This window comes from Microbacterium sp. ZW T5_45 (assembly GCF_044987415.1).
Taxonomy (GTDB): Bacteria; Actinomycetota; Actinomycetes; order Actinomycetales; family Microbacteriaceae; genus Microbacterium.
Genome location: NZ_JBJDRJ010000015.1, coordinates 26,253 through 38,470 on the forward strand (window position 1 = coordinate 26,253; position 12,218 = coordinate 38,470).

Here is a 12,218-nt window from a genome sequence, read left to right on the forward strand (position 1 = left end):
GCATCCATTCACTTCGAGCATCCATTCCGGGGAGACGCACCATGCGCGCTGCATTCATCGACGCCAAGCAGGAGCTCGCGATCCGCGAGGTCGAGACGCCAGAGACACCCGACGGTCACGTCCGCATCCGGGTGGAGTACGTGGGCATCTGCGGCTCCGACCTGCACTATTACTTCGAGGGCGCGAACGGAGAGTACGCCGTTCGCGAGCCGCTCATCCCCGGACATGAGATGTCGGGCGTCATCGACGACGACCCCTCGGGCACCTGGGCGGCGGGAACACCGGTGACCATCCACCCCGCGCGCTTCGGTCATGCCGAGCCCGGCATCGAGGATGAGCCGCACCTCTGGCCCGGCGGCTCCTATCTGGGCAGCGCCTCGACCTGGCCGCACACGCAGGGCGCGATGAGCGACTACCTGCTCGTGCGCACCGACATGGTCCGCCCGCTGCCCCCGACGCTCAGCACGCGCCGCGCGGTGCTCGCCGAGCCCCTCGCGGTCGGCCTGCACGCCGCGACGCGCGCCGGTGACCTGACCGGCGCTCGAGTGCTGGTGTCGGGTGCCGGGCCGATCGGCCTGCTCACCGCCGTGGCGGCCCGAGCCCGCGGTGCCGCCGAGGTCGTCGTCAGCGACGTGCTCGAGGCGCCGCTCGCGCGGGCGACGGCACTCGGAGCGGATGCCGTCATCCGCGTCGGCGTCGACGAGCTGCCCGCGAACTCCTTCGACGTGGTGTTCGAGTGCTCGGGGGCGACCCCGGCGATCTCGGCGGCCGGCTCGGCCGTTCGCCGCCGTGGCACCGTCGTGCAGGTCGGCATGGTGCCGAACGAGCCGCGGCCGATCAACCTCGCGCCCTTCATCTCGAAGGAGGTCGCCCTGCTCGGCACCTTCCGATTCAAGGATGAGGTCGACGAGGCCATCCGCGTACTCGACGCGCACCCCGAGGTCGAGACCGTGATCACTCACGTGCTCCCGCTCGACGAGGTCGAGGCGGCGTTCGGCGTCGCTCGCGACTCGTCGGTATCGTCGAAGGCCGTGGTGGCGTTGGCCGCCGAGAAGCCTTCCGACAAGCCTTCCGACAAGGAGTGAGCATGGCCGCGACCCTCGTCATCGGCGTCGACATCGGCACGACGGCCACCAAGTCGGTCGCGTTCTCGATCGACGGCACGGCCGTCGCGTCGGCATCCGTCGGCTATCCGCTCGACGAGCCCGCGCCGGGGTACGCGGTGCAGGACCCGCAGCTCATCGTCGCGGCGGTGCTCTCGACGATCCGCTCGGTCGTCGAGGAGGTGGGGGCGGATGCCATCGCAGGGCTCTCGTTCTCGAGTGCGATGCACTCGCTGATCGCGCTCGACGATCACGCCGATCCGCTGACGCCGTCGATCACCTGGGCGGACTCCCGCGCGGCGGGTCAGGCCGAGCGTCTGCGCGGCACCGAGCTCGGGCGGCGGCTGCATCGGGCCACCGGCACGCCGATCCACGCCATGTCGCCGGCCATCAAGCTGCAGTGGTTCCGTGACGAGGATCCGACGACGTGGGATGCCGCCCGGTTCTGGGTCGGGATCAAGGAGTTCGTGCTCTGGCGGCTGAGCGGCGAGCTCGTCATGGATCACTCCCTCGCCTCGTGCTCCGGACTGCTCGACATCCACCGGCTCGACTGGAGCGATGACGCCCTGCAGCTCAGCGGTGTGCAGCGGTCTCAGCTGCCGCGGCTCGTCTCGACGACCGCCGTGCTGCCGGGGCTGACCGCAGAGGCCGCCGCGGCGACCGGCTTGGCACCGTCGACGCGCATCGTGGTCGGCGGGGGAGACGGTCCGCTCGCGAACCTCGGCGTCGGAGCCGTGCGCCCCGGCGTCGTCGCCTGCTCGCTCGGCACGAGCGGCGCGCTGCGCGTCGCCGTCGATCGACCCGTCGTCGATCCCGACGGAGCGGTGTTCTGCTACGCGATCACCGAGGACCGCTGGGTCGTCGGCGGCGCGATCAACAACGGCGGCGTGACGCTCGAATGGGTGCGTCGGACGCTGGGTGAGTGGGCGTCGACGATCGAGATGCTGGATGCCGCGGCCGAAGTGCTGGCGGGGTCGGGCGGCCTGCTCATGCTGCCGTACCTGCTCAGCGAGCGGGCCCCGCACTGGGACTCGACCGCCCGCGGTTCGTACGTCGGGCTGTCCCGTGCGCACGGCCCCGAGCACCTCGCGCGCGCGGCGGTGGAGGGAGTGGTGCTGCAGCTCGCGCTCGTGCTGCGCTCGCTCGAGGCCGCGGGACTCGACATCGTCGAGATCCGCGCGACCGGCGGGCCTCTCAAGCATCCGCTCTGGCAGCAGACGCTCGCCGACGTGTTCGGTGCGGGCATCGGCCTGCTCGATGACGCCGAGGGCTCGAGCTACGGTGCGGCGATCCTCGGAATGGTCGGTCTGGGTCTCGTCGAGTCGATCGACGTCGCGGTCGCGCACTCGCCGGTCGGGCTGACCGTGTCGCCGCGGCCGGAGGCGGCCGAGGTGTACCGCGAGCTGTTGCCGCTGTTCGACGGGTTGTACTCGGCGCTGCTGCCGACGCACGCCCGGCTGCGGGAGCTGCGGCTTCCGCTCGCCTGAGTCGGGGGTGCCCGCGCGGATCCACAAGCGCCGCGCCCGCGTCGCCTCAGGCGTGTACGGCGCGCCGAAGCCGTCTGCCAGGCGCGAGACCGACGGATGTGCGCGAGATCGACACGCCGCCGCGGTGATACCGACTGTTTCTCGTGAGACCGACGGAGAGAGAGAGCATCCGTCTCGTGCGGATCCGTCGGTCTCACGCCAAGCGGTCGGCCTCACGCCAAGCGGTCCGCCTGACCGCAGCGCCGCTCCGTCACGCCGCGGAGGGCTTCAGGACGACCTTGATGCAGCCGTCCTCCTTCTTCTGGAAGGTGCGATACAGCTCGGGCGCATCGTCGAGCGGCACCCGGTGCGTGGTGAGGTCCATGACGCCGAGCGGGTCGCTGATGTCCTCGACCAGCGGCATGATGTCGTCGATCCACCTCTTCACGTTGCACTGCCCGCCGCGCAGGGTGATCTGCTTGTCGAACAGGGTCTTCATCGGCATGATGTCGGCGTCTCCGGCGTAGACGCCGCTCAGCGACACGGTCCCGCCGCGCCGCACGACGTCGATCGAGGCGTAGACGGCGGCGAGCCGGTCCATGCCGGCCCTGTCGAGCATCTGCCGTGCAGCGGGATCGGGCAGCAGTCCGACCGCCTTCTGGATGAACTCGACCCCTGAGCTGCCGTGCGCCTCGAGGCCGACGGCATCCACCACGGAATCCGCGCCGCGTCCCTCGGTGGCGTCCCGCAGTTCGTCGACGATCTCGTCGTGCAGATCGAAGGTCTCGATCCCGTGCCTCTCGGCCATCGCGCGCCGCTCGGCGACCGGATCCACCGCGAGCACCCGGTGCCCGAGGTGCCGGGCGACCCGGGTGGCGAACTGGCCGACCGGCCCCAGCCCCATCACCACGAGAGTGCCGTCGTCGGGGACCTGCGCGTACTCGACGCCCTGCCAGGCCGTGGGCAGGATGTCACTGAGGAACAGGTAGCGCTCATCGGGCAGATCGTGCGCGACCCTGACGTGGTTGTAGTCGGCGAGCGGCACCCGCAGGTACTCCGCCTGGCCACCAGGCACCTGTCCGTAGAGCTTCGTGTAGCCGAACAGCGCGGCCCCGCTGCCGTACTCGCGCACCTGGGTGGTCTCGCACTGCGACTGCAATCCGCGGCGGCACATGAAGCACTCGCCGCACGCGATGTTGAACGGGATCACGACCCGATCGCCCGGCGTCAGCGTCGTCACCGCCGACCCGATCTCGACGACGACCCCCATCGGCTCATGGCCGAGGACGTCGCCCGCGTCGATGAACGGACCGAGCAGTTCGTAGAGGTGCAGGTCCGAGCCGCAGATCGCCGAGGAGGTCACCCGGATGATCGCGTCCGTCGGCGCCTGGATCACCGGGTCGGGCACCTGCTCGACCGTCACGTTCCGCCGTCCCTGCCAAGTCAGTGCCTTCATCGCATGCTCCTTCGATCGTCGTGGTCGCAAGCCACGGTCGCCGAGCGGATGCCGTCGGCACACCCGGTTGACAGGTCGGAAGCGACGTGCGACTCAGGACTCGCCTGCGGAGCGGAGGACGTCTGCACGACGGAGGGCCGAGCGGGAGTTCCCCGACCTCCGAACCGCAGATCTCCTCCGCAATGCGAACCCTGGCGAAACCGACTCAGCCGAGCGCCGCCTCCACCGCGGCCGCGACGTGCAGCGCGGTCGTCGGGAACACCGGCACGGACACGTCGGAGGCCGAGAGCAGCAGCTCGATCTCGGTGCAGCCGAGGATCACGCCTTCGGCGCCCTGCGCGACGAGCCGCTCCACGATCTCGATGTACCGCTGCCGCGACTCGTCCCGCACGACGCCGTGCACGAGCTCGTCGTAGATCACGTCGTGCACGATGCGTCTGTCGTCGGCATCCGGGACGATCGTGCGGATGCCGTGCTCGGCGAGCTTGTCGGCATAGAACGGGCGCTCCATCGTGAACGCCGTGCCGAGCAGCCCGACCGTCGAGACCCCGGCCTCCGCGACGGCGGAGCCTGCGACGTCGGCGATGTGCAGGAACGGGATTCCGACGGCATCCGTGATCCGGTCCGCGACCAGGTGCATGGTGTTCGTGCACAGTACGAGCAGCTCGGCGCCCGCACCCTCGAGCGCCGCGGCCCGGCTCGCGAGCAGCGCGCCCGCGGCCTCCCAGTCGTCCAGCGCCTGCAGGGCCTCGATCTCGGCGAAGTCGAGCGAGTCGAGCAGGATGCGCGCCGAGTGATGCCCGCCGAGCCGCGCGTGCACCTGCTGATTGGCGAGCCGGTACCACTCGAGGGATGACTCCCAGCTCATGCCGCCGAGAACGCCGATGGTCTTCATGAGTCCAGGCTAACCATCGTCATGGCGGAGGAGATCTGCGCTTCGGAGGTCTCGTGCTCGGCATCCGTCCTCCGCACCGCAGATCTCCTCCGGCACCGTAGCGCCGGCTCACTGGTTGAAGCGGCGCTCCCAGTCGCGCAGCTCGGAGCGGCCGATCAGCGAGTCGAGCGAGACCTGGAACAGCAGCCCCTTGCGGGCGTTGACCTGCTTGATGTTGTCGACGATCTGCGTGGTCACGGCCGCGAGCGCCTCGCGCACCTCGCCGATGCGCTCGTCGGGGTCGTCCCAGAGGTCGGGGCGCGTGAGCAGATCGAGCAGGTAGTCCCGGTCGAGCGCGGCCACCAGGCGGGCGAGCTTGTCGGAGTACTCGACCTCGGCCATGGCGCTCTGGTCCTCGCCGGCCTTCGCGTCGAGCCGGATGAACAGCTGCTCGATGTGCGAGGCCAGCGCGTCGATTCCGGTGGCGGTCTCGAGCGCGACCCGATTGCCGGGCAGGCTCGCGTACAGCGGCTGCAGCTCGCGCAGCCGATTCACCCGCAGACGGATGCCGGGCGGCACGGGGTCCGCGCTCGGAGTCGCCGTGCGCGCCTTGCGGCGACGAAGGAGCCCGAAGGCCGTGCCTGCCGCGGCGACGAGCACGACCGCTCCGACCACGACGGGCATGAGCAGGTCGGCTCCGCCTCCCGTCGTGCCGGGGGAGCCGCCGGATGCCGGCGTCTGGTCCGCGATCTGGGACACGGTCTCGGTGAGGGCGTCCTGCAGGCTTCCCGAGTTCTCGTTCTCGTTCGCGATCTTGAGAGCGTCGGGGACCGCATCCGAGCCGGCCATCAGATCGTCGCCGATCGCGAGGACCACCGTCTGCTGGTCGGACGATTTCGTGATCTTCTCGAGCAGGTAGCCCGTGTACTGATCCGCGCTCTTCGCGTCGGCGGGAAGCACGACGACCGCGATCGAGCCGTCGGACGGGAGGGTCTGCTCCAGCGCCGCCTGCAGGTCGGACGCTCCCTTCACGCCGGGGTCGACGTACACGTTCGACGACGCGAGGGCGTCGATCGCGGGCGGGGTCCAGCTGTCGCCGGTCACCGAGATGTGCAGCATCCGGACCTCAGAAGTTGTTGATCACGGAGGCGAAGACGAGATCGATGCGCTCGGCGTTCGAGGCGTCGAAGAGCTGTCCGCCCGTGGCGTCGGCGATGCGCTGCAGTGCCGAGCTGTCGGCGCCCTCGCCGTAGGCGATCGGGAAGATGCGCACAGGAGCATCCGATCCGCCCTCGCCGGAGTCCTTGCCGATCTCCGCGATCAGCGAGTCGAGCGAGGTGACCGAGTCGGTGTCCTCGCCGTCGGAGAGCACGACGATCGCGTTGATGCGGCCTGGTTCCGCGCGCTCGCTCATCGCCCGGTAGGCGGCGAGGATCGCGTCGTAGAGCGGCGTGCCGTTGCGCTGCGCGTAGTGCAGGTCTTCCAGTGAGGAGTCGAGCTTCTCGCCGTCGGCTCCGAGCGGCGTGACGTCGCGCAGCACCTGGATGCCCTCGCCGGCATCCGGATCAGAGACGCCGGTCGTGAACGCCCAGACGCCGATCTCGTCGGTCGAGCGGAAGTGGTCGAGAGTGGTCTGAGCTCCCTCGATCGCCCCGTCGAGGCGGGAGCGCCCGTCGCCGATCGGGTCGTCCATGGATCCGGAGATGTCGATGAGCTCGAGCACCGACGAGGGCTTGCGCACCTGGGTCCACTGGTCGATCGCGGTCGAGATCACGTCGACCGACGGCTTGGGCAGCGTGATCGTCGGCTGCGCAGGGTCGACGCCGAAGTTCTCGGTGAAGAGCTTGCCCAGCGGCACCGACTCGTCGAGCGGTCGGAACCCGTACTGCGGCAGGATCTCCTGCGCGGAGGTCGTCTGCAGGAACGTCGCGAAGGCCTGGCCGGCCGTGCGCTGCTCCTCCGTGACCCAGTCGGCTCCGAGCACCGTGACCGGGTTGTCCGACCACATCGAGCCGCCCTCGGGATAGACCGCCACGAGCTTCGTCTTGGGCGGGGTCAGCGTCTCGCCCGGCTGCACGGTGTGCGAGTCGGGGTTGCCCTGGTTGTAGTTGAGCAGCGAGGTCTCCTCGAGCGCCACGGCCGAGACGTAGGCCGACCCGCTCGATCCGTTCTGCGTCTCGTCGTACAGCGTCGACAGCACATTGCCCGTGGTGTCGCCGTAGTGGATCACGCACTCCTCGAACACGCGCGAGAAGTCGGCGGCCGCGGTGACGTCGGCGGCGGTGAGGTCGGCATCCTTGCCCGCGGCCTCATAGGACTGCATGAGGATCGTCGAGAGTCCGGTCGTCGAGGTGTTGGGGTTGGTCTTCGAGATCTTGAAGGACCCCCAGATGTCTTTGCCGACGCTGCCCCAGCCGGCCGGATCCTGGCAGAGCTGCGACAGATCGGTGATGCTGATCGGATCCTGCGGCCAGCCGAGGGCCTTCGCCATCGGCTCGGGCATGCCGAACACGACGGGTGTGCGGGTGAACGACTCGGGCTCGCCGACGAGAGAGGCGGATGCCGCGGCCGCGACCCGGTCAGTCCACACAGTGGACGCGGGGGACCAGAGGGTCGGCCACAGCTCGGTGTCGTCGCTCGGCCAGTCGTCGCCGGAGGTGAGATAGCGAGCGGCGTTGCCCGACGACACGTTGATGGGCCGGACCGTCGCGCAGGTCGATAGCTTGTCGTGCTCGGGTGACTCCTTGAACGCCTCGGCGAGGGCGTCGAGCATGTTGACCTTCTCGGACGAGGTCGCGATCGTCACATGCGTGCAGCCGTCGTCGGCGAATCCCTGGGTCGCGTCGTCCGAGCCTCCGTCGGGCGTGCTCGGAGAGCAGGCGGCGAGGGTCAGAGCGATCAGTGCAGCCGTGGCGAGAGCCGCCGGGGTCCGTCGGCCGAGGATTCGTCGTGCGGGTCTGGGCGCGCTCATGGGCCTAGGGTATCCAGTTCCAGGCGTCAGCGGCACGGGGCCGGGGTCATCGGAGGACGGACGCTCCCTGCAACGCGTGCACGAGGTTAGCCAACTCCGGCTGCTCAGCGGCATCGCCGAGCGTCCGCTCGAGGGTGCTGTCGTGGATCGGGTGCGCCTGCTCGTAGAGCGCCCGACCCGAGGCGGTGAGTTCGGTGTAGATGCCTCGGCGGTCGTCCGCGCAGAGGATCCGGGTGAGCAGGCCGCGGTTCTCGAGGCGGGTCACGAGCCGCGTCGTGGCGCTCGGACTGAGAGCCGCCGCGCGCGCCAACTGCTGCATGCGCATGTGCCAGCCGTCCTGCCGGCTGAGCGCGTCGAGCACGGTGTACTCGACCACCGACAGATCGACGGATGCTGCCAGTGCGCGCTCGAGTTCGGCCTCGATGATGCCGTGCAGGGCCGCGAGGGTGCGCCATCCATGCGCACGGACCTCGACGGCGTCGTCGGAGATGCCCATGTGTCCTCCAAGTAGTTGCTTGCGCGGGATAATTGCGTGTGCAATCATTAATGCCGCAACGCAATATCCCGCGTCTGCAAGTATCTCAGCAGAGAGCACATCATGCCACTCGGACTCATCGCACTCGCCATCGGCGCCTTCGGCATCGGACTCACGGAGTTCGTGATCATGGGCCTTCTTCCGGAGGTCGCCGGCGACTTCGCCGTCTCGGAGGCGACCGCCGGATGGCTGATCTCGGGCTACGCGCTCAGTGTCGTCGTGGGCGCTCTCGGGCTCACCGCCGCCACGACCCGGCTTCCCCGCAAGCCCGTGCTGCTGGGTCTTGTGGTGCTCTTCATCCTCGGGAACGCCGTGACCGCCATCGCCCCCGGCTATGAGGTCGCGATGATCGGACGGGTGATCGCCGCGCTCTGCCATGGTGCGTTCTTCGGCATCGGCTCGGTCGTCGCGGCTGATCTCGTCGCGCCGGAGAAGAAGGGGCGCGCGATCGCGATCATGTTCACGGGTCTCACCGCGGCCAACGTGTTCGGGGTGCCGTTCGGCACGTTCCTCGGTCAGCAGTTCGGCTGGCGGGCGACCTTCTGGGTGATCTCCGCGATCGGGGTCGTGGCGTTCCTCGGGATCGCTCTGCTGGTCAGGGTTCCTCGTCGTGGCGGAGCCCAGGTCGGTCTGCGCGCCGAGCTGCGGGCCTTCCGATCCGGCCAGGTGTGGCTGTCGCTGCTCGTCACGATCCTCGCGTACGGCGGCATGTTCGGTGCGTTCACCTATATCGCCTACACGCTGACCGGTGTCAGCGGATTCGATGCTGCTGCGGTGCCGTGGCTGCTGGTGCTGTTCGGTCTCGGTCTGGTGATCGGCAATGCGGTCGGCGGCCGCCTCGCCGACCGGTCGATCGACCGCACCCTGCTCGGCTTCATCGTCGCGCTGACGGTGATCCTCGTGCTGTTCGGCGTCTTCGCCTGGTCGCAGCCTGCGACGATCGCGATCCTCGTGCTCATGGGCGCGTTCGGCTTCGGCACGGTCCCCGGCCTGCAGAGCCGCATCATGCGATACGCCGGGGGTGCCCCGACTCTCGCCTCCGGAGCGAACATCGGCGCCTTCAACGTGGGCAATGCGCTCGGTGCCTGGGCCGGTGGCGTGGGGATTTCGGCGGGGCTCGGGTACGTCTCGCCGATCTGGATCGGCGCCGGCATCACGGCATCCGCTCTCGTCGTCATGGCGATCGCCATGGTGGCGGCTCGGCGCCCCGTGCCGGCGGCCACGGGTTCGCTGCGCACCGTCACCGCGTGAGGCGGCAGCGCCGTAGGCGCTACGCCCCGGTGAGCTTGCCCAGGAGTCGCTCGAGCTCGCGCAGGTCGTCGGTGCTCCAGTCCTGAAGTCGACTGAAGTACTCCGCTCCTCGCTCCTGCAGCACCGCGGTGACGCGGGCGGTGCCCGCCGCTGTGAGATCGACGATCACGCTGCGGCGGTCGTCGGGCGAGGGTGTCTGCGAGATCAGCCCGAGCGCGAGCATCCGTCGCAGCAATGTGCTGGTCGAGCTGCGATCCATGCCCACGGCCTCGGCGATCACGCTCGGCTTCGCCGGCCCGAAGGCGTGCAGCCAGCGGGCGATGTGGAAGGACGCGGGCTGGAGCCCCTCGTGGAACTGTGCGGCGCTGCGCTCGCTCAAGGCGCGGGTCGCGCTGAGCAGGGCGTTGATGCGATCGCCGAGCTGCGCCTCGAGTTTGGCGCGCGTCGGCTCATTGGTTTGCATATCCCCACCATATCAGTAGAGTAATGGGGATCTGCAAACTACTAAGAGTCGGAGAGATCATGCCCGCGCCCGTCATCGTCATCACCGGGGCCACCAGCGGCCTCGGCCGCCTCGCCGCCCTTCGTCTCGCTGAGCAGGGCGCGCGCCTCGTGCTGCCTGCCCGGAACCCCGCCCGGGCGGCGGAGACCGTCGACCTCATCCTGAGCTCGACTCCGTCCGCGGTCGTCGAGACGCCTCTCGCAGACCTGTCCCGGATGCCGGACGTTCGGCGCTTGGGCCGAGAGATGGCCGACGCGCATCCGCGCATCGACGCGCTCATCAACAATGCCGGTCTGCACGCGTTCGCGCCGCGCACGACGGCCGACGGCTATTCCGAGATGGTGGCGGTCAACTACTTCGCGCCATGGTTGCTCACGCACGAGTTGCGCGGCGCTCTCGCTGCCGCTTCTGCCGCACGTGTGGTGACGGTCGCGTCGGAGGCGTCGCGGAGACACGGGACGCTCCGGATCCCGGAGGACCTCACCGCGACACCATCGTTCACCGCTCGCGAATCATCCGACCCCTACGGCAGAAGCAAGCTGCTCGACATCATGTTCACGAAGGAACTCGCGCGTCGCGTCGCCGGCACGAGGATCACCGCGCTCTGCCTGGACCCGGGATTCAACGTGACCGGCCTCGGGCGGGAAGTGCGCGGTGCCGCGGTCATCGAGCGGATCCTGCGAGCCCTGCGGATAGGGGATCCTCGCACGGGCGCCGACCTCATCGTCCGGCTCGCGACGGATGCCGAGTTCGCCGGCCGCAACGGAGAGTACTGGACCGTGCGGGGACCGCGGAGGATCGAGCCCGTGGCTCCCGGCGATGACATCGATCTGCAGCGGGAGCTGTGGGAGCGGACACAGGAGCTGCTCCTCTCCTGAGCATCCGTCGGCTCGGGGCGCCCGCGACTCACTGCGTGCGCATGAACTCCTCGGCCGCCTGCACCTGTGCGGTGGTCGGGCGGATGCCGGTGTAGAGCACGAACTGCTCGAGCGCCTGCAGCGTGGCGACCTCTGCGCCGGTGATCACCGTCTTGCCCGCCGCGCGGCCTGAGGCGATCAGCGGGGTCTCGGACGGCAGTGCGACGACGTCGAACACGACGGATGCCGCGGCGATCTGCTCCTCCGAGAACGAGAGCGCGTTCTCCTCCGTACCGCCCGCCATGCCGATCGGGGTGACGTTCACGATGATGTCGGCCGTGACGCCCTCGGCATCCGCTCTCCAGTCGAAGCCGTAGAGGTCGGCGAGGGAGCGGGCGTTCGCCTCGTTCCGCGCGACGATCGTGACCTCCGTGAAGCCGGCGTCGCGGAAGGCTGCGGCGGTGGCCTTCGCCATGCCGCCCGACCCGCGGAGCAGCACGGATGCCGCGGCATCCAGTCCGTTGCGCTCGATGAGCTGCGCGATCGCCGAGTAGTCGGTGTTGTAGGCGGTGAGCACGCCCTCGTCGTTGACGATCGTGTTGACCGAGTCGATCGCGGTCGCCGACTCGTCCATGCGGTCGACGAGCGCGATGACGTCCTCCTTATAGGGCATCGAGATCGCGCATCCGCGGATGCCGAGACCGCGCACACCCGCGATCGCCTGGGCCAGATCCGTGGGGGCGAAGGCCTTGTAGATCCAGTTGAGTCCGAGCTCCTCGTAGAGGAAGTTGTGGAAACGCGTGCCGTTGTTGCTCGGCCTCGCCGACAGCGAGATGCACAGGGTCATGTCCTTGTTCAGCATGGTCACGGATCCAGCGTAGACGGCGCACCCACCACGCGAGAGGCGGGATTTTAGCTGCGCAAAGCGCGGGAGAACAGGCCCGTGGCGAGAAGTGTGGAAGTCCCTTATGGTGTACCTGCATGCACAGGGGAATTCGACCGCCCTCCGTCTATCCCCAGAAGACGGAACGCCGTCCCCAGAGGCAAGGCGGTCCGTGTATGCCATCGGGTCCCCTCGAGTCGCCCAGTCCCCAATGGTCGCTCGAGGGGGCCACCCTCCGCTTTCGGGAATTTTTTTCTCCAATGTCCCCCAAATGGGGGACAGAGACCCTCCGGAGCATGTATTCTGTTTCTGACGCACCC

Annotated in this window: 11 protein-coding genes; 4 read left to right on the forward strand and 7 right to left on the reverse strand. The window is 69.1% G+C overall.

The annotated features are described in order from the left end of the window. Positions 1 to 41 precede the first annotated feature (41 nt). Together ACI3KS_RS09855 and ACI3KS_RS09860 are read left to right on the forward strand one after the other, a co-directional pair. Positions 42 to 1,085 carry an L-idonate 5-dehydrogenase gene (locus ACI3KS_RS09855; protein WP_404917721.1) on the forward strand — a complete coding sequence of 348 codons (1,044 nt, stop codon included), beginning with the start codon at positions 42 to 44 and terminating at the stop codon, positions 1,083 to 1,085. Between the two features lie 2 nt (positions 1,086 to 1,087). Then, positions 1,088 to 2,590, forward strand: a complete 1,503-nt coding sequence (locus tag ACI3KS_RS09860; protein ID WP_404917723.1) for a gluconokinase — start codon at positions 1,088 to 1,090, stop codon at positions 2,588 to 2,590. 250 nt (positions 2,591 to 2,840) lie between these two features. Here the strand turns inward: ACI3KS_RS09860 and ACI3KS_RS09865 are convergent, their stop codons facing one another. The 5 genes from ACI3KS_RS09865 to ACI3KS_RS09885 all read right to left on the reverse strand — a co-directional run bounded on the left by ACI3KS_RS09865 (position 2,841) and on the right by ACI3KS_RS09885 (position 8,366). Then, positions 2,841 to 4,025 (reverse strand): zinc-dependent alcohol dehydrogenase, encoded by a 1,185-nt coding sequence (locus ACI3KS_RS09865; RefSeq protein WP_404917725.1) that lies wholly within the window; start codon positions 4,023 to 4,025, stop codon positions 2,841 to 2,843. 205 nt (positions 4,026 to 4,230) lie between these two features. Beyond that, the gene (locus ACI3KS_RS09870; protein WP_404917727.1) at positions 4,231 to 4,920 is read right to left on the reverse strand and encodes an aspartate/glutamate racemase family protein; all 690 of its coding nucleotides are present in this window, start codon (positions 4,918 to 4,920) and stop codon (positions 4,231 to 4,233) included. Positions 4,921 to 5,028: 108 nt separating this feature from the next. Next, positions 5,029 to 6,018 (reverse strand): hypothetical protein, encoded by a 990-nt coding sequence (locus ACI3KS_RS09875; protein WP_404917729.1) that lies wholly within the window; start codon positions 6,016 to 6,018, stop codon positions 5,029 to 5,031. 7 nt (positions 6,019 to 6,025) lie between these two features. After that, positions 6,026 to 7,870, reverse strand: coding sequence for a substrate-binding and vWA domain-containing protein (locus ACI3KS_RS09880; protein ID WP_404917731.1), 1,845 nt, complete (start codon positions 7,868 to 7,870; stop codon positions 6,026 to 6,028). 46 nt (positions 7,871 to 7,916) lie between these two features. Continuing rightward, positions 7,917 to 8,366: a MarR family winged helix-turn-helix transcriptional regulator gene (locus ACI3KS_RS09885; protein WP_404917733.1), complete on the reverse strand. Its 450-nt coding sequence runs from the start codon at positions 8,364 to 8,366 to the stop codon at positions 7,917 to 7,919. A gap of 102 nt (positions 8,367 to 8,468) precedes the next feature. Here ACI3KS_RS09885 and ACI3KS_RS09890 point away from each other — a divergent pair, with 102 nt between their 5' ends. Next, positions 8,469 to 9,656, forward strand: a complete 1,188-nt coding sequence (locus ACI3KS_RS09890; protein ID WP_404917735.1) for an MFS transporter — start codon at positions 8,469 to 8,471, stop codon at positions 9,654 to 9,656. A 19-nt stretch (positions 9,657 to 9,675) separates the two neighbouring features. Here the strand turns inward: ACI3KS_RS09890 and ACI3KS_RS09895 are convergent, their stop codons facing one another. After that, on the reverse strand, positions 9,676 to 10,119 hold the full coding sequence (locus ACI3KS_RS09895; protein WP_404917737.1) for a MarR family winged helix-turn-helix transcriptional regulator: 444 nt from the start codon (positions 10,117 to 10,119) through the stop codon (positions 9,676 to 9,678). A 59-nt stretch (positions 10,120 to 10,178) separates the two neighbouring features. Here ACI3KS_RS09895 and ACI3KS_RS09900 point away from each other — a divergent pair, with 59 nt between their 5' ends. Continuing rightward, positions 10,179 to 11,036 (forward strand): SDR family NAD(P)-dependent oxidoreductase, encoded by an 858-nt coding sequence (locus ACI3KS_RS09900; protein ID WP_404917739.1) that lies wholly within the window; start codon positions 10,179 to 10,181, stop codon positions 11,034 to 11,036. Positions 11,037 to 11,064: 28 nt separating this feature from the next. On the opposite strand, the gene ACI3KS_RS09905 is transcribed toward ACI3KS_RS09900, so the two are convergent. Next, positions 11,065 to 11,883 (reverse strand): shikimate 5-dehydrogenase, encoded by an 819-nt coding sequence (locus ACI3KS_RS09905; RefSeq protein WP_404917741.1) that lies wholly within the window; start codon positions 11,881 to 11,883, stop codon positions 11,065 to 11,067. Positions 11,884 to 12,218 lie beyond the last annotated feature (335 nt).

Coding starts and splice junctions, on each gene's coding strand:
- ACI3KS_RS09855 (WP_404917721.1), top strand. CDS start 42: ATGCGCGCTGCATTCATCGACGCCAAGCAGGAGCTCGCGATCCGCGAG.
- ACI3KS_RS09860 (WP_404917723.1), top strand. CDS start 1,088: ATGGCCGCGACCCTCGTCATCGGCGTCGACATCGGCACGACGGCCACC.
- ACI3KS_RS09865 (WP_404917725.1), bottom strand. CDS start 4,025: ATGAAGGCACTGACTTGGCAGGGACGGCGGAACGTGACGGTCGAGCAG.
- ACI3KS_RS09870 (WP_404917727.1), bottom strand. CDS start 4,920: ATGAAGACCATCGGCGTTCTCGGCGGCATGAGCTGGGAGTCATCCCTC.
- ACI3KS_RS09875 (WP_404917729.1), bottom strand. CDS start 6,018: ATGCTGCACATCTCGGTGACCGGCGACAGCTGGACCCCGCCCGCGATC.
- ACI3KS_RS09880 (WP_404917731.1), bottom strand. CDS start 7,870: ATGAGCGCGCCCAGACCCGCACGACGAATCCTCGGCCGACGGACCCCG.
- ACI3KS_RS09885 (WP_404917733.1), bottom strand. CDS start 8,366: ATGGGCATCTCCGACGACGCCGTCGAGGTCCGTGCGCATGGATGGCGC.
- ACI3KS_RS09890 (WP_404917735.1), top strand. CDS start 8,469: ATGCCACTCGGACTCATCGCACTCGCCATCGGCGCCTTCGGCATCGGA.
- ACI3KS_RS09895 (WP_404917737.1), bottom strand. CDS start 10,119: ATGCAAACCAATGAGCCGACGCGCGCCAAACTCGAGGCGCAGCTCGGC.
- ACI3KS_RS09900 (WP_404917739.1), top strand. CDS start 10,179: ATGCCCGCGCCCGTCATCGTCATCACCGGGGCCACCAGCGGCCTCGGC.